Annotated in this window: 12 protein-coding genes; 7 read left to right on the top strand and 5 right to left on the bottom strand. The window is 71.3% G+C overall.

The annotated features are described in order from the left end of the window. Positions 1-15: 15 nt before the first annotated feature. A complete protein-coding gene (locus HJD23_RS01020) occupies positions 16-555 on the bottom strand; it encodes a peptidase inhibitor family I36 protein (protein WP_171133969.1) in 540 nt (179 codons plus the stop codon). Next, positions 552-1,484 (bottom strand): hypothetical protein, encoded by a 933-nt coding sequence (locus HJD23_RS01025; RefSeq protein ID WP_171110227.1) that lies wholly within the window; start codon positions 1,482-1,484, stop codon positions 552-554. Before HJD23_RS01025 ends, HJD23_RS01020 begins: the two co-directional genes overlap by 4 nt. Before the next feature lie 189 nt (positions 1,485-1,673). Between HJD23_RS01025 and HJD23_RS01030 the strand changes: the two genes are divergently transcribed. Then, positions 1,674-2,702 (top strand): MarR family transcriptional regulator, encoded by a 1,029-nt coding sequence (locus HJD23_RS01030; RefSeq protein WP_171110228.1) that lies wholly within the window; start codon positions 1,674-1,676, stop codon positions 2,700-2,702. 196 nt (positions 2,703-2,898) lie between these two features. On the opposite strand, the gene HJD23_RS01035 is transcribed toward HJD23_RS01030, so the two are convergent. After that, positions 2,899-4,866, bottom strand: a complete 1,968-nt coding sequence (locus tag HJD23_RS01035) for a DUF4157 domain-containing protein (protein WP_240980585.1) — start codon at positions 4,864-4,866, stop codon at positions 2,899-2,901. Between the two features lie 296 nt (positions 4,867-5,162). Between HJD23_RS01035 and HJD23_RS01040 the strand changes: the two genes are divergently transcribed. From HJD23_RS01040 to HJD23_RS01055, 5 genes are all read left to right on the top strand, one after another. Continuing rightward, positions 5,163-5,468, top strand: coding sequence for a hypothetical protein (locus HJD23_RS01040; protein ID WP_171110229.1), 306 nt, complete (start codon positions 5,163-5,165; stop codon positions 5,466-5,468). Continuing rightward, entirely contained in the window at positions 5,465-7,699 is a 2,235-nt protein-coding gene (locus HJD23_RS01045; RefSeq protein ID WP_171110230.1) for an FUSC family protein, read from the top strand. The genes HJD23_RS01040 and HJD23_RS01045 overlap by 4 nt, the downstream gene beginning before the upstream one ends. A gap of 10 nt (positions 7,700-7,709) precedes the next feature. Further along, on the top strand, positions 7,710-8,333 hold the full coding sequence (locus HJD23_RS43270) for a hypothetical protein (protein ID WP_240980586.1): 624 nt from the start codon (positions 7,710-7,712) through the stop codon (positions 8,331-8,333). After that, positions 8,288-8,875 carry a PP2C family protein-serine/threonine phosphatase gene (locus tag HJD23_RS43275; RefSeq protein ID WP_240980587.1) on the top strand — a complete coding sequence of 196 codons (588 nt, stop codon included), beginning with the start codon at positions 8,288-8,290 and terminating at the stop codon, positions 8,873-8,875. Before HJD23_RS43270 ends, HJD23_RS43275 begins: the two co-directional genes overlap by 46 nt. Positions 8,876-9,063: 188 nt before the next feature. After that, positions 9,064-10,692 carry a multicopper oxidase family protein gene (locus HJD23_RS01055; RefSeq protein ID WP_171110231.1) on the top strand — a complete coding sequence of 543 codons (1,629 nt, stop codon included), beginning with the start codon at positions 9,064-9,066 and terminating at the stop codon, positions 10,690-10,692. An 88-nt stretch (positions 10,693-10,780) separates the two neighbouring features. Here the strand turns inward: HJD23_RS01055 and HJD23_RS01060 are convergent, their stop codons facing one another. Next, positions 10,781-12,073: an FAD-dependent oxidoreductase gene (locus HJD23_RS01060; RefSeq protein WP_171110232.1), complete on the bottom strand. Its 1,293-nt coding sequence runs from the start codon at positions 12,071-12,073 to the stop codon at positions 10,781-10,783. A 105-nt stretch (positions 12,074-12,178) separates the two neighbouring features. Between HJD23_RS01060 and HJD23_RS01065 the strand changes: the two genes are divergently transcribed. Next, a complete protein-coding gene (locus HJD23_RS01065; protein WP_171111716.1) occupies positions 12,179-13,402 on the top strand; it encodes a cytochrome P450 in 1,224 nt (407 codons plus the stop codon). Here the strand turns inward: HJD23_RS01065 and HJD23_RS01070 are convergent. Further along, complete coding sequence (locus tag HJD23_RS01070; RefSeq protein WP_240980588.1) at positions 13,383-14,987, bottom strand: hypothetical protein; 1,605 nt, start codon at positions 14,985-14,987, stop codon at positions 13,383-13,385. The two genes, HJD23_RS01065 and HJD23_RS01070, sit on opposite strands and share 20 nt — an antisense overlap. Positions 14,988-15,260 lie beyond the last annotated feature (273 nt).

Below are 15,260 nucleotides of genomic sequence, written 5' to 3' on the forward strand. Positions count from 1 at the left end.
GTTTCCTCGCTCCGGTCAGCAGGCGTAGTGCGGGTCGTGGATGTAGTCCGCGTCGTCGGTGAACCAGCGGTGGCCGCTGATCGCGTTGTCCGCCCAGCCGCCGTCGAGGAACCTCTCGTAGCCGAGGGACAGGTCGGCGTAGTAGTTGCCCGCCTCGATGCAGAACACCGACTGGTTCGTGCTCGGGTTCACGTCACGGCGCAGCGAGACCTCGCTGAAGAGGCCGGGGAACCCGTTGTTCCACAGCGAGGTGGCGCGGTCGTTGAAGTTGCCGCAGTCGTTGCCCCACCACTCGTCGTCGCGGTCCCACCGGCACCAGTCCCCCCTGAAGTTGGGCAGGTCGTAGGCGTAGAGGTAGCCGTCCGCCCCGTCGGCCGCGGCCAGTTTGCTGAGGTCGGCGCCGGGCCGTACCGGGGTCGGCGCGCCGGGCGCGGCACCGGCCGCCGCCGGTGCGGCGGACGGTGCGGCGTCCGAGGCGGCCATCGCGGGACCCGCGGTGGCGACCAGCCCGATCACGGCCGCCGTGGCCAGGATGCTCCGTACGTACTGCTTCATCTCGTGCCCTTCTTGTGGGTGTTGAGCCGCGACGGTTCTTCGTCGCGGACGATCCGGTCCGCCTTCGGCAGCGCGGCGAGCCGCATCCGGCGGGCGTTGATCACGTCGGCGAGGTACTGCTCGCGCACCTGCGCGAGGTGCCGCTCCTCGACGTCCGTGGCGACCTCCGCGAGGCCGGAGCCGACGGCGCAGGCCGCCTCCGCGACGGCGTACTCGATCTCCTTGGCCTCGGGCGCCGAGTCGCCCAGCGCGGCCCGCAGCCACTGCGGGGACTCATGCGGCAGTCCGCGCCCGGCCATGCAGTCCGACCAGCCCCGCAGCGCCTTCGTGAACGCGGGGTCCGCCTGGGCCCGGCTCATGGCCAGCGCCGTGACCCCGCGGTCCACGGCGTCCGCGCCGAACCAGGTGCGGAAGTCGCCGTACAGCTCGCCGCGCGCCTCGCTGGTGCAGCCGCGGGTGCTCCGCCCGGTCGTCATCCCGCCGGGGAGGGTGACCTCGACGGTGTCGACGCCGCCGCCCTGCCAGGCGCGCAGCGCCTCGGCGCGCCGCTCGGGCGTCAATGCCCGTAGGTGGTCACCTACCGGGTCGTCCGCGCGCAGACGCGCGGTCTCCTCCGGGGTGCGCACGCGGGCGCCGTAGCCGTGCTCGCGGGCCCAGACCAGGTCGGCCAGGACGAGCGCCATCGGTGGCGGCTCGGGGCCGGTGCGGACCGGCTCGGGTGCCGCCGGCAGGTCGAACCCGGCGCGGTTCATGCAGCGCCGCTCCAGGATCTCCTCGGCCCGGCGCAGGGTCGCGAGCTCCTCAGCGGTGGCCTGGCGCGGGAGCGCCGCGTCCGGCTCGGCGCGCGCGGCGCGCGCTCCCGGGTCGCCCGGTCCGCAGGCGGCGAGCGTTGCGATCAGCAGCAGTGACAACACGGCGAATCTGCGCACCAGGTCTCCCCCACACCCGTACGTCTTCGGTCGCCTTCAGGGTGTCCGGGAGCCCGAACGCACCGCACGCACTTTCGGTCTCACCCGAAAAGCCCCGGCGCACAAAGCCGTTGTGAAAGAAGCGACGCAACTGCCGCGCCCGTGCGGCCCTCTTACTTCACAGCCAGTCGCCTCGGGGGGTTTTCGCCTGTGCTGAACATTCATTTCTCTTCCGATGACCTGGGCCGGGTCCGTCTCGCCACCGCACCGGACCCGTCCTGGGAGATGCTGCTGAGCCTGCACGCGCTCGGCGGCTCACCGGACCACATCGTCTTCGGGCCCTGGCGCGCCACGGCCCTGAACCCGCTCGATCCGTCGATCTCCCTGCTGCGCCGGCTCGCACCACCGCGCGGCTACTCGCCCGACTTCCTGACGCCGGGCGTGGGCACCGGCCTCGAGTCCGCCCTGGACGCCGTCATGAGCGTCGGCCGCGCCCGCCTGCGCGCCGAACTCGCCCTGCTGCCCGCCCGGCGCCATGCCGATCCGTGGATGCGCGGGCTGGCCCTGGGCGAGCCGGAGACGATGCGCCGGCTCGGCGGGGCCATGCGCCGCTACCACCAGCGGGTGCTCGCAGGCCCGTGGCCCCGCATCCGCGCGGTGATCGACGGCGAACGGGCCCTGCGTGCGCGCGACCTGCTGGACGGCGGCGTCGAGCGGCTGCTGGGCAACATCCATCCGCTGGCCCGCTGGGAGCCGCCGGTGCTCAGGGTGGACTACCCGGTGCGCCAGGACCTCTTCCTCAACGGCCGCGGACTGCTGCTGATCCCCTCGTACTTCTGCTGGCGCCGCCCCATCACGCTGCGCGACGGAGAACTGGACCCGGTGCTGGTCTATCCCGCCAACCGCGGCCTCCAGCTCCTCACCGAGGACCGCGGCACCCCCCAACTGACCGCGCTCGCCCGCCTGCTGGGCCGCACCCGCGCGGCGGTCCTGGAGGAGATCGCGTCGTCCAACGGCACGACCGGCGGGGAGCTCGCCCGGCGGCTGGGCATCTCGGCCGCCTCGGCGAGCGAACACGCCGCGACCATGCGGGACGCGAACCTGATCATCAGCCGGCGGGTGACGAACACCGTGTGGCACACCCTGTCCCCGCTCGGCCGGGCTCTGCTCGAAGGGCGCCGACCGGACGACGAGCCGCACGCCCCGGGCCGGGCCCGGACCGGCACGCGGTCGGCGTGATCCGGCGGCGGCCTGCTCCCCGTCAAACGGTGGGGCGTCGCATCGTCGGCACGGGACCGGGCGCCTTCGCTCAGTACATGACTCTCCATCAGCACATGACTCTCCATGCGGCGATCGAGACAGCGCGCGGCTGCCCTACGGTGACGGGCCCCGCCGGTCCGTTGGCGGAAGCCGACAGCAGTCGGCAGGGCTCCGGTCAGCCGGAGCCGCCGGACTCGGGGCGCGGCGTTCTCGTGCGTACCGTCAGTGGGTTGACGAAGTCGCCCTGACCGGCGTTGTACTGCTTCTCGTGGAAGCGCTGGCCGGCGCCTGAGCCGTACATCCGGAAGAACCACTTGCTCTTCCAGGCCTCCTTGGCCATGCCCAGCGCCATGTACTCCGCCTGTGCCTTCGCGCGCGTGACGTTCGCGAGTTCCTGGATCATCGTCACGATCCGGTCGCTCTCGAACGTGCCCTTGGGCGTCTTGCCCTCGCGGTTGAAGATCCATCCCGTGGTCTTCTTCCGGTACTCGGCCAGCAGTTTGCCCTCCAGCTCGTGCAGTGCCTTCTGCGCCTGCTGGTCGCGCGTGTAGTTCTCCAACGTCACCCAGTCGTTGCCGTCGCGGCTGCGGGCGACGACTCCGGCGAAGTGGTAGTTCCAGACGTCCACGGCTCCCCGGTCCGTGGACGCCTCGCCCGCTGCGGCGGTCGCGTAGTCGACTTTCGCGTCGCTGCCGATCGACAGGGTGGCGAACGCCTCGCCGACGTCCGGCTGTACGTGATTGTTGACGCCCAACTCCTGTGCGGCACGGTCGGCTTCGTCGGGATGCTCGCGCAGCGCGGTCCCGTACTGCTGGGCCACGGAGGTGCCGGACCCGTCCGCCCCGCCCCCGGTCATCTCGCGAACCGACTTCGCCACCCGCTCGGCGATTTCGGCGCCCTGGCGTTCGCTCCAGGGCACGGTCTCGGTGGTGGAGCTGCCCTGCAGCACGATCTCCATCGCGTGACTGCCGATGACCTTGCGCGCGACGTCGATGCACTGCACCTTGATCAGATCGGCGAACCCCGCGGCCCTGGCCCGCTCCTCCTCGCCGCTGAGCACGGGCGTGATGCGCTCCAACGGCCCGCCCGCGGTGCGGATCGCTCCCCCGGAACGCACCAGGGTGTAGGCGCTGTTGCGGGCCGCCAGGTCCGCGACCGACTGCGTGAACACCTCCGAGGACGCGTAGAACTCCTTGGGCTCGCGCTCGGTGTCGTGGACGGCGAGCGTGCCGTCGTCCGAGATCATCAGGGAGACGTCACCGGGATGGTGCCGGCGGACGTCCATGTGGTCGATCTCGTGGCCGATCAGCTTGTTGGGCGACTTCCCCGGACGCAGCACGGCGTCGGGCGCCTGCGTCACGAAGTGGTCGACTCCCTGCCCTCCGCCCTCGACGTCCCGGCGCTCGCCCACCACACCGGTGAGGGCGCCGGGCGCGTACCGCTGCACGGCCGGGAGCCCGGCGGTTCCGCCACGTGCCAACGGCCCCTCGGAGTGTGCCCGTTGGACGTCCGGTAATGGTCCTGCCATCACCCGGGACGCGTTCGCCTCGGCCGCCCGCTCGAACTGGTCCGCCGGGTCGCTGACGGCGAGCCCGTTGCCGTTGTCGGTGCCGGAGACGGGCCCCTGCCGCTGCTGGATGACGTGCGTGAGTTCGTGGGCGAGGGTGTGCTTGTCCGTGCCGCCGTGGCCGACGACGATGTGGCTGCCGGAGGTGTACGCGCGGGCCCCGATGTCCTTCGCGGAGGCACGGGCCGCGTGGTCGTTGTGGATGCGCACGTCGGAGAAGTCGGCGCCGAGGCGGGCCTCCATCTCGCCGCGGAGGGTGTCGTCGAGCGGGCGGCCGGATCTGCGCAGTACGTCATGTACGGCGGACCGCTGCACGGCCTGCTGCTCGGTCGGCTGATGCCTGCGGTCCGGACCGTGCTGATGCTGCTCCTCATCGCTCCCGTGTCCGTGCCCGTGCCCGGCTCTGCGGAGCATCTGGACGACGGCGGCGTTCCCGGCTCTGGGCTGCTGGGCGAGAAGCCCTGCCGGGGTCGCACTGAGCGCCCGCGCGGACGACGAGGTGCTGGACGACTGAGGGGTACGTCGCGGCTCCATCGGCTGCTTTTTCGGCATGTCGTCTCGACGCTGGGCGTGCATGAATCTCCTTGACGTCCGGGGAGCGCTCCAGCCACATCTACGGCGCCGTGGCCGACTGGGCCAGGGCCCTGAGGGCAGAACAGGTGCACGGCATACCGCCCTTTCGTCCTCTGGCGCGCAGCTGTGCGGAACGAGGCCCAGCTGGTCCCCAGCGAGGCGGAAGCGGAACAGGCCAGGGTCGCCGCCGGTCGGGGACGGCCGGGCTGCGGGCCGTTCGGGGTCGGCCGACAATGGGCAGTGGGTCGCCTGTCCGCCGCGCCCACGACACCGCGACGCCGCCCGAGAGGAACGTGCCCATGCGCGCTGAGTCTCCGCCGGCCGCGCGGAGGGGGGCCTTCCCGGTCACTCTGGGCGGTGTCGCGCCGGCGGGTGCCGCGGCCGCGATGACGACGATGACGCCGGAGCCGGAGTCGGAACCGGTGCCGGTGCCGGAGTCGGCGTACGACGCGATCCTGCGTTCCGGCGGGGCGGTGATCCTGACGGCTTCTTTCGTCGTCTTGGCGGTACGCCACCGGCACGTCGTCATGCCGGTACCCCACCGGGCCCTCGGCAGGGTGCCGCCGCTCGGCTCCCGCGTGCCACGTGGCGAGCGTGTGCCGTGAAGGGCGCGGCGCAGCGGACCGAGATCCTGCACCGGTCGGTGCGGGTGACGCTTGCCGCGTCCGCGGGCTTCTATCCCTTCCTGTACGGCCTCCAGGCGCCGGTGCCCGCGCTGTACGCGCTGTTCGCGCCGATCGCCCTCGGTCTGCTGTCCTCGATCCCCGGGTCCGGGCGGCAGCGGGCGGAGGTGATGCTGAAGGCGCTGCCGGTGGGCCTGGTGCTGGTGGCGCTGGGGACCGTGCTGGCGGTGGCGACCTGGGCGGCGGTGCTCGGGATGCTCGTCGTGGGCTTTCTCCTCGCCTTCGCGGCGATCGCGGGGCCGCGGCCGGCCGGGGCCGCGCCGGGACTGCAGCTCTTCTACATCCTGGCCTGCTTCCCGCCGTACGAACCCCAGACCCTGTGGCTACGGCTGGCCGGGCTCGCCTTCGGCGTGGTGGCGCTGGCGCTGTGCGAGCTGTTCCTGCTGCCGCAGCCGCCGGGCCCGGCGTACCGGACGACGCTCGCGGAGGCCCTGGTGACGGCTGGCGACACCGTCGCGGGACGTACCCGCCTTTCCCCCGAGGCCCTGCGGGCCGCCGGCGCGCGGCTGCGGCTGTCCGAGACGCCGCCCGCCGAACGCCCGGCCGGACCGGGCCGTGCGGTCCGCGGTCTCTCCCAGGCGGGGTCCGCCACCCGCCGACTGCTCGAACAGCTGGCCCATCTGACCGAGACCGGCGAACTCCGCGAACTCCTCCAGGACGACGTCCACGGCAGCGACCGCGGCAGCGACCGCAACGGCGGACGCGGTGGCGAACGCGGCGGGGCCCCTCCCGACACAGCCTCCCGGTCGCTGCTGCCGCGCGTCGCGTCCTTGTGCCACGAGACCGCCGCGGCCCTGCGGGAGGGCCGGCCCACCCCCGGCCCGCAGCGGATGGACCAGGTGATCGACGGCTTTCAGCAGATGCGCGTGCGGCAGGCGACGGGACCCGCCGCCGAGGTTCCGCCGGTGTCGGTGCTGCGTCGGCAGGCGGCGCTGCTGGCCGTCGCCGAGTCGGTGCGGATCGTGGAGATCTCCGTGCGGGTCGGTCTCGACGGGCGGCGCACCCCGCCGATCGAGCCGCGGGAGCTGTTCTGGTACACGGAGGCTTCCACGCCGCACCTGTGGCTGCGGCGGATCATCGGCAACATGACGCTCCGCTCGGTCCAGTTCCAGAACGCCCTGCGGATCGCTCTGGCGCTCTCCGCCGCCCGGCTGGTCGCCGGTTCGCTCGATCTGGCCCACGGCTTCTGGGTGCTGCTGGCGGTGCTGACGCTGAGCCGGACCACCGTGGGTGCGACCTGGGCGGCCATCCGCCAGGCCGTCGCCGGCACTCTCGTGGGCGCCGTCATGGCGGGCACCCTGCTCATCGGCCTCGGCCGGCACGCCGAGGCGTACGCCGCGATCCTGGCACCGGCCATGCTGATCGCCTTCGCGCTCGGGCCGCTGCTCGGCATCGCCTGGGCGCAGGGACTGTTCACCCTCGTCGTGGCCTCCGCGTTCGCCCAGATCGCCCCGGTGTCCTGGCGACTGGCCGAGGAGCGGATCGTGGATGTGGTGACCGGCAGCGCCATCGGTCTGCTGTGCGCGATGCTCGCTTGGCCGGCCGGCGCGCGGCGGGAGATGCGCAGAACCATGGCGGGGCTGCTGCGGGAGTGCGGCCCCCTGATCCAGGGCACCGTCGCAGCGCTGACGGCCGTACCACCGGGCTCGACCGCTCCCCCGCCGACGTTCCCCGCCCTGCACCGGCTGCGCCTCGCCGAGTCCGCCTACGCCCAGTTCCGCAGCGAACCGGCGGGCGGCGTGCCCGTTCGCGCCGACTGGCAGGCCGTGCTCATCGCGACCAACCAGATCCTGCTCGGCGCCCACTGGCTGCCCCGTGTCGACCTGCCCACCAGCGCCCTGCCCCAGGATGCCGCCGACCGGGCACGGGGCGACGCCCGGGCGCTGGCGGAGACCACCGACCGGCTCGCCGCCCTGTGCGCCGGCGACCGGCCGCAGCCGGACCGGACGCGTTCGGCCCCCTCGCAGGCCGCACAGCCGGACGGGACCCCGCTGCCCGCGCTGGTCGACCTCGAGGAGTGGCTGCGCAGCCTCAGTGCCCAGCTCACCCGTGCCGAGGCCCGGATGCCCGACCCGGCCGGCCGGGCACCGCGCGGCACGACGGCCGCCGGCACCGCGGGCTCCGGGTCCGGCCCTGGCGGGCACGGAAGTTAGGGGGCGCGTCGTGTCCGGCCGGAACCTGCGCACCGCGCTGCGGCCGCTGTCCCCGCGCCGGGGGTGGGCGTGGTGGCTGCCGCTGATCGTGGTGGCCGTCGACGTGCTCGTGGAAGTACTCATCAGGGGCCGTGAGCCGGTGAGCTTCATGCTCGTCGCCGTACCGCCGCTGGCCGCGGTGACGCGCGGGCCGCGCGGTACCGCGCTGTCGGCCGTGGTGTGCCTGGGACTGCAGATGTGGATGGCGGCCCGCCGTCCCGGCCACTTCCACGAACAGCACCACATCGCCATCTACGCCGCCACGTTCCTCATCGGTGTCGCCGCCGTCGGCCTGTCCTGGCAGCGGGAGCGGACCCGGCAGCACCTCATCCGGGCCCACTCGGTCGCCGAGGCCATGCACCGCACCCTGCTGCGGCCCGTGCCGCGCCGCCTCGGCCCGGTGCGTGCCGCCGGGTTCTACCAGGCCAGGGAGGGTGGCACGCTGGTCGGCGGGGAGTTGTACGACGTGTGCGAGACGCCCTTCGGGGTACGGGCGATCATCGGCGATGTCCGGGGCAAGCGGCTGGCGCGGTCCAGACGGTCGCGGCGGTGCTCGGCAGCTTCCGGGTGTCGGCCCACGAGTGGCAGAGCCTGAGCAGCCTGGCTGACCGGCTGGAGCTCAGCATCGCCCGCAACAGCCCGGCCGCCGACGAAGGCGACCCCGAGTTGTTCGTCACCGCTCTGGTGCTGGAGTTCCCGCCGGACGGCCGCGAGGTGCGCATCGTCGACCGCGGCCACCCCTCGCCGCTGGTGATCGGCCCGCAGGGCGCCCGTCGGCTGATCACGGCGCCCGGGCTGCCCCTGGGCCTGGGCCTGGGCAAACCGGCGGCGCACGGGGACGACAGGACGGTGCACCCGCTGGGGCCCGCGGAGGTGCTGGTGGTGTACACGGACGGAGTGAGCGAGGCACGCGACGCGGACGGCGTCTTCTACCCGGTCCTGGAGCGACTGACCGAACAGTTCCGCGGAGAGCACGCGCTGCGCCCCGAGACCGTCGTGTCGTTCGTGCGGACCGACGCGGAACGCTGGTCGGCCCGGTCGGACGACGACGACCGGGCTGTCCTCGCGCTTTCCGTGGACAGGACGGCACCACCGCACAAGGGCACCGGCTCCGCACGCCGCGGCCCGCAACGGTAGGCCCGCCGCCCCGGTGGTATCGGCAGCGCGCGCCCGTCGTGGTGTTCGCCCGCGGGGGCGCGCGGCGCGCGTGGCCGACCGGCTGCTGGGCGGCGTGGCCGCTGCTCCCCTCGGGCGGTGTGGGCGATTCGGAAGACGCGCCGCATCGGTTCTCACGCATAACGGCACAAAACGGGTCTTATTCATTCATGCAGAAATATACGCGGCGCACCTTGCTCGGTGCCTCGATCGTGGCCGCCGGCTCTGGAGTCCTGACCGCCTGTTCCGGGTCCGACACGCGCCCCGAGGCCGGGCCCACCGGCCACAGGGGCGGCAGGCACACCGTCAGCAACTTCGTCCCTAAGGGACCCAAGGGATATGTCAACCCGTCCGATCCCGAGGTCATCGCCGTCGAGAAGAAGCGCGGGGCCGGTCCCGTCCGAAAGTTCACGCTCACCGCCACCGAGACGTCCCTCGACCTGGGCGGACGGACCGTCAGGTCATGGGCGTACGGCGACGCACTGCCAGGCAAGGAGGTCCGGATCACCGCGAGAGACGTACTCGAACTCACGCTCGCCAACCATCTGCGCGAGTCGACGACGCTGCACTCGCACGGTGTGCGCATGCGCTGCGACATGGACGGCGTACCGGGCCTGACCCAGTACTCCATCAAGCCCGGTGCGGACTTCACCTACCGCTTCGCCGTGTCGCACCCGGGCACCTACTGGCTGCATTCGCACTCGGGCATGCAGCTCGACCGCGGCCTGTACGCCCCGCTGATCGTCGAGGATCCCAAGGAGCCGTTGGCATACGACAAGGAGTGGGTCGTCGTCCTGGACGACTGGCTGGACGGCGTGTCCGGCTCCACTCCGGACGGCGTGCTCTCGCAGCTGCGGGGCGGCAAGGCGCCGATGGACATGGGTGAGGGCAGCGCACACCACGGTCCGGGCCCCCACAAGTCCGCCGGCGCGCACGCCTCGCCCTCCAGCAGATCCGCCGGCCCCTCCCGCGTTCTGCGGGGGTCCCACAGCCGCATCCTGCACAGCATGGGCGGCAACGTCGACTACCCGCACTACCTGGTCAACGGCCGCCTCCCGAAGGCCCCCTCGGTCTTCCGGGCCCGCCGTGGGGACCGCATCCGGCTGCGGATCATCAACGCCGGGGGCGACACGGCCTTCCGGGTGGCACTGGGCGGTCACGAGATGACGGTGACGCACACGGACGGCTATCCGGTCGAGCACACGAAGACGGACGCGCTGCTGATCGGCATGGCCGAGCGCTACGACGTGCTGGTCACCGCCAAGGACGGGGTGTTCCCGCTGGTCGCGATGGCCGAGGGCAAGGACGCGAGAGCCCTGGCAGTCCTGCGTACCGGCAGCGGGGAGAATCCCCCGCCCACCGCGCACCCGGACGAACTCGAAGGCCGGATCGTGCCCGCCAGACGAATGGTGCCGCACGAGTCCGTGGCGTTCAACGACGACGAACCGGACCGCGAGATGCGCATCAAACTGACCGGAAACATGAAGGACTTCGACTGGAGCTTCGACCACGAGCCGTACTCCATCGAAAAACGCGTCCCGGTCCGGGAAGGCGAACGCGTGCGGGTGTCCCTCATCAACGCCACCAACATGTGGCACCCCGTGCACCTGCACGGTCACACGTTCGCCCTCACCGGCATCGACGCGGCCGGGGCCCGCAAGGACACCGCCCACGTGCTGCCCCACCGCAAACTCGTCATCGACTTCTACGCCGACAACCCGGGCCTGTGGATGCTGCACTGCCACAACCAGTACCACTCCGAATCCGGAATGATGACCATCCTCGGCTACCGGAAGTGACGGGGCCCGCGCCCCGCAGGACGTGACTGCCCGGTGCACCACGACCCCGGGTCCTGGCCGCGGGCCGGGACCCGACAGGTCGGGGACATCAGGCTCGGCTCGTCGTGGGTCGGCGCACCGATGCCGCCGGAGGGCGTTCGCGCAGCGCGCCGTAGCCCAGAAAGTAGGCGGGCACTCGGTTCACCCAGCGTGAGGTGGTGACCAGCTCGGTCAGGCGCTGGGCCCGCTTGGGGTCGCCGAGGGGCGGTCGGCCGAGTAGGAGTGGCTCGATGACGTGGCTGTGGGCGAAACGCTGCAGGCCCTGGGTGAGGGCCGTGGTGGGCCAGCGGCGGCGCTGGACACGGCGTACGGCCGCCGGAAGGCCGGCCGCCGAGTCGCTCAGCGGCCCGACGAGGTGGCGGGCGGCGGCCACCGCGTCCTGGACGGCGAGGTTGATGCCGATGCCGAACACCGGCGACATGGCGTGTGCCGCGTCCCCGATGCACAGCAGCCCCGGCCGGTGCCAGCGCCGGAGCCGGTCCAGCCGTACGTCGAGCAGTTTGACTTCGTCCCACGAGGCGAGGGTGTGCATGCGGTCCGCGACCCACGCGACGGCGGTCCCGTACGCCTCCCTGAACTGGTCGAGACCATCCGCGCGGAGCCGTGCGTCGCTGCCCTTGGGGATCAGCGCGGCGCACTGCCAGTAGTCCCCGCGGTCGATCATGGCGCTGAGGAACCGGTCGCCGACTCCCCCCACCAGCCCGTGCGGATCGCCTTCGCGCCGCGGCAGCCGGAACCACCAGGCGTCCATCGGACAGCGGAACGTGCGCAGCTCCAGGTCGGGCAGCGAGCGGGCCAGCGAGCCCCGGCCGTCGCAGGCCACCGTGAGGGTGGCCCGCAGCTCGCCGGTACGGCCGTCGGACGTGCGGTAGGACACCCCGGTGACGCGTCCCCGTTCCACGAGGAACGAGGTCGCCTCCGTGTTCATGCGCAGGGAGAAGGCAGGCTCCCGGCCGGCCTCGTCGGCGAGGAGGTCGAGCAGGTCCCACTGGGGGACCATCGCGATGTAGTTGTACCGGCGCCGCAGCGCGCCGATGTTCCCCACGGTGACCAGCGACCGGTCGGGGCCGAGCGGCAGCTGGATCGTCGTGACCCGCCGCTGCGGCAGCCGGGCGAACCGCTCACCGAGGCCGAGTTCGTCCAGGAGTGCGAGGGTGGTCGGATGGACGGTGTCGCCGCGGAAGTCGCGCAGGAAGTCGCCGTGCTTCTCCAGGACCGTCACCGCCACCCCGGCCCGGGCCAGGAGCAGGGCGAGGACCATTCCGGCGGGCCCACCGCCCACCACGCAGCACGTGGTCCGCTCCCCCGCCCCAGGCGCGTCCCTCGTGTCCCTTGAGTCCATCGCGCTTCGTCCCTTCACCGGCGCCATCAATAGGTCACACTGGTACACATACCCACAAGGAGCAGCAAACCTTCGCGCATGGTTGCCACGTGCCCGGGAGGCATGATGAGCCAGCAGCCGGTCCTTCTCCCCTACTCCGATCCGGCCTTCGTGGCGGATCCCTTCCCGCTCTACCGACAGCTGCGCGAGGACGGCCCGGTCCGGCGCGCGATCATCGCCGGCGGCCTGGACGCCTGGCTGGTCACCCGCTACGAGGACGGTCTCGCGGCGCTGTCCGACCCGAGGCTGAGCAGTGATGTCCGTGACGCATCGGACCCCCGCCTCCTGGGACAGCTGCCCGAGTTCGAGCGCGAATCGATGATGAGCAGCATGCTGCGCACCGACCCGCCCGATCACACCCGGCTGCGCCGCCTGGTCTCGAAGGCCTTCACCGCGCGCCGGGTCGCCGAGCTGCGGCCCCGTATCCAGGAGATCACCGACCGGCTGCTGGACGCGGTGGTGCCGGCGGGCCGGGCGGAGCTCGTCGCGGACTTCGCGCTCCCGCTGCCGGTGACCGTGATCAGCGAACTGCTCGGCGTGCCGGTGGACGACCGGTACGACTTCCAGCAGTGGACCGACGACATGCTGCTGCGCGGGGAGAAGATGCCGGACCCCGCGGTCGTGAACGAGGCGTGGCAGCGCATGCGCGCCTACCTCACCAAGCTTCTGGAGGCCAAGCGCGCCCGGCCCGCGGACGATCTGCTCAGTGCGCTGATCAGCGCCCGCGACGAGGAGCAGCGGCTGAACGAGGACGAGCTGATCTCCATGACGTTCCTGCTGCTGGTGGCCGGATACATCACGACGGTCAATCTGATCGGCGGCGGCATCGCCGCGCTCCTGGCCCACCCCGACCAGCTTCAGCTGCTGCGGGACGATCCGGAACTGCTGCCCGGCGCGATCGAGGAGTTCCTGCGCTACGACGGCCCGGTCAGCCCGGGCATCGCCCGGTTCGCACGCGAGGACGTGGAGATCGCGGGCGTGACCATCCCACGCGGCGCGACCGTGCTGATCGCGTCCGCCATCGCCGATCGCGATCCGGCACGGTTCCCCGACCCCGACCGGCTGGACATCACCCGGCAGGACAACGGCCATCTGGCATTCGGGCACGGCATCCACTACTGCCTGGGCGCGCCTCTCGCCCGGCTGGAGGGCCAGATCGCCATCGGCACGGCGCTGCGCCGCCTTCCGGACCTGGCCCTGGCCGTGCCTCCGGCCGAGCTGAGCTGGCGGCCCGGCGGGCTGCGCGGCCCGGTGCGGCTTCCCGTCACCTTCAGCGGGCCTTCAGGGTGACCTTCCCGGCCTTCTTGGTGAACAGGGCACCGCCGACGCTCATGGAGACGAGCAGGCTGTACTTTCCAGCCGGAATATCCGAGACGTCGATTCCTCCAGGCCCGGTGCTGAAGTACCCGGAGTCGTAGGTGCCGAGGTCACCTGGCTGTTTGTGCGGCCGCACGGCGTCGGGGTTCTTCTGCACGCTCAGCGGGAAGGAGTGGCATCCGGCCCTGCCCTGGAGTACGAGGTAGTAGACGGCGTGCGCGTCGCGGTCGGCATTCCTTCCGGGCAGGAAGAAGACACCTTCCGCGTGGATCTTCCGGTCGCGCACCTCCACCTTCTCGGCAGAGAAGCTCACTCCGCCGGAATCGACCCCGACAATGCTCCTCTTGACGACCTTGAGGCCGCCCTTGCCGCCGCGGAAGAGAAGCTCCGAGTCACCGCAGGCCTGCCGTCGGTCCACCGCGTTCTGTGAGATCAGCCGGGTGCGCCGCGCGATGCCCTCGTCCTTGCTGGTGACGCAGACGGAAACGTCGTAGGTGCCCTGGGGGAGTTCGGTGAAGGTCAGGTCTCCCTGAGAGGCGAACCCGCCCATGGCGTACTCGCAGAAGTACTCGTCGAAGTAGTCCCGGTAGAGCCGGATCTCCTTGGTCGTCTCCAGCGGGTACGCCCAGGTTTCGCCGGTCTTCTCCAGGACGAGCTGCTTGGTCTCGGCTGTCGGACCAGCGGGCGACTCGCCCGGCAGGAAGGCGTGCCCCTTGAGCTGGAGATGCCCGTCCGTGAACTCGGCACGATTCAGGGTAGCCAGGGCGGTGTCGCGCTTCCGCAGCTCGGCGAGATACTCGGCGGCCACCTCCGGGTCCTCGGGGTCGGCCCCTATCCGGACCTCTCCCCATCGGGGCGCGGCGCCCTCGGTCAGGGAATACACGATGCTCAGAATGGACGGCAGCGCCTGCCGGACCACCTCGTCGTGCCGTCGCACCGTGGGAGATTCCACGAACAGGAAGTTGAAGTTCTCGTATTCCCGCAGCGCGGGGAGACAGTGCTTGACTTCCTGCTCGTACTGGTAATCCCCTGGAGAGGAAACGACGTATATGTTCCGTTTGAGATCCGTGTCCTTTTCGAGGACGTCCTTCATGACGGCGTCCATGACGGCCACGTTCTCGTCGGACTGCCCCTCGCCGAGGACGGCGTCTCCGAGCTGACCGTGGCCCTTTGAGTAACTTCCGAGGAAATACTGCGGCGTTGACGCCACGATGTTCTTGTAGTCGTATTTCAGGCCGTAGTAGAGCGCCGCGCTTCCGCCCTTGGAAGCACCCAGGAGAGTCACCTCGTCCCGGGTCACACGCAGGCGTCGCATGTGGTCCGCTATCAGGGCCTGTATGGACTCCGTGACGCTGAAGTCCATGTTCCTGGCGACATAGTAGGAGGCCCCGCCGTCGAAATAATCACGAATCCTGAGAATGTTGCACTTGACACTCTCCAGTGCGTTACCGAATCCGTACTTGCTGCCCACGGACGAAAACACCACCAGCAAGTGCCGGTGGTCGCCCTGGGCCGGGCGGAACTGGAACTCGACCGGCCACTTCCCGTGCACCTCCACGCTTTCTTTGTAGGCGCGGTTTTTTTGTGTTGCGTAGTTGGGCGACAGCGGAGGCAGGGAATTCTTCATGGTGGCAGGCGGACTCTCTGGCCGGGAGCTGGGACGGAAGTTGGGACGGACGAGCGGTGCTCCGGCGGAGTATACGGAGTGGCCATCTGCTGGTCATCAAGAAGTAGATCTCGGTACGGGCCTGGGCCGCGCACTCCGACCGACCACGTCGACCCGGCATGGTGGCTTTCCCGGTCCACTGACTGGTGTTGGAGATTCGCGGCT

The organism is Streptomyces sp. Z423-1 (assembly GCF_013009255.1).
In the GTDB taxonomy this organism is placed as follows: domain Bacteria; phylum Actinomycetota; class Actinomycetes; order Streptomycetales; family Streptomycetaceae; genus Streptomyces; species Streptomyces gossypiisoli.

Coding starts and splice junctions, on each gene's coding strand:
- HJD23_RS01020 (WP_171133969.1), bottom strand. CDS start 555: ATGAAGCAGTACGTACGGAGCATCCTGGCCACGGCGGCCGTGATCGGG.
- HJD23_RS01035 (WP_240980585.1), bottom strand. CDS start 4,866: ATGCACGCCCAGCGTCGAGACGACATGCCGAAAAAGCAGCCGATGGAG.
- HJD23_RS01040 (WP_171110229.1), top strand. CDS start 5,163: ATGCGCGCTGAGTCTCCGCCGGCCGCGCGGAGGGGGGCCTTCCCGGTC.
- HJD23_RS01055 (WP_171110231.1), top strand. CDS start 9,064: ATGCAGAAATATACGCGGCGCACCTTGCTCGGTGCCTCGATCGTGGCC.
- HJD23_RS01060 (WP_171110232.1), bottom strand. CDS start 12,073: ATGGACTCAAGGGACACGAGGGACGCGCCTGGGGCGGGGGAGCGGACC.
- HJD23_RS01065 (WP_171111716.1), top strand. CDS start 12,179: ATGAGCCAGCAGCCGGTCCTTCTCCCCTACTCCGATCCGGCCTTCGTG.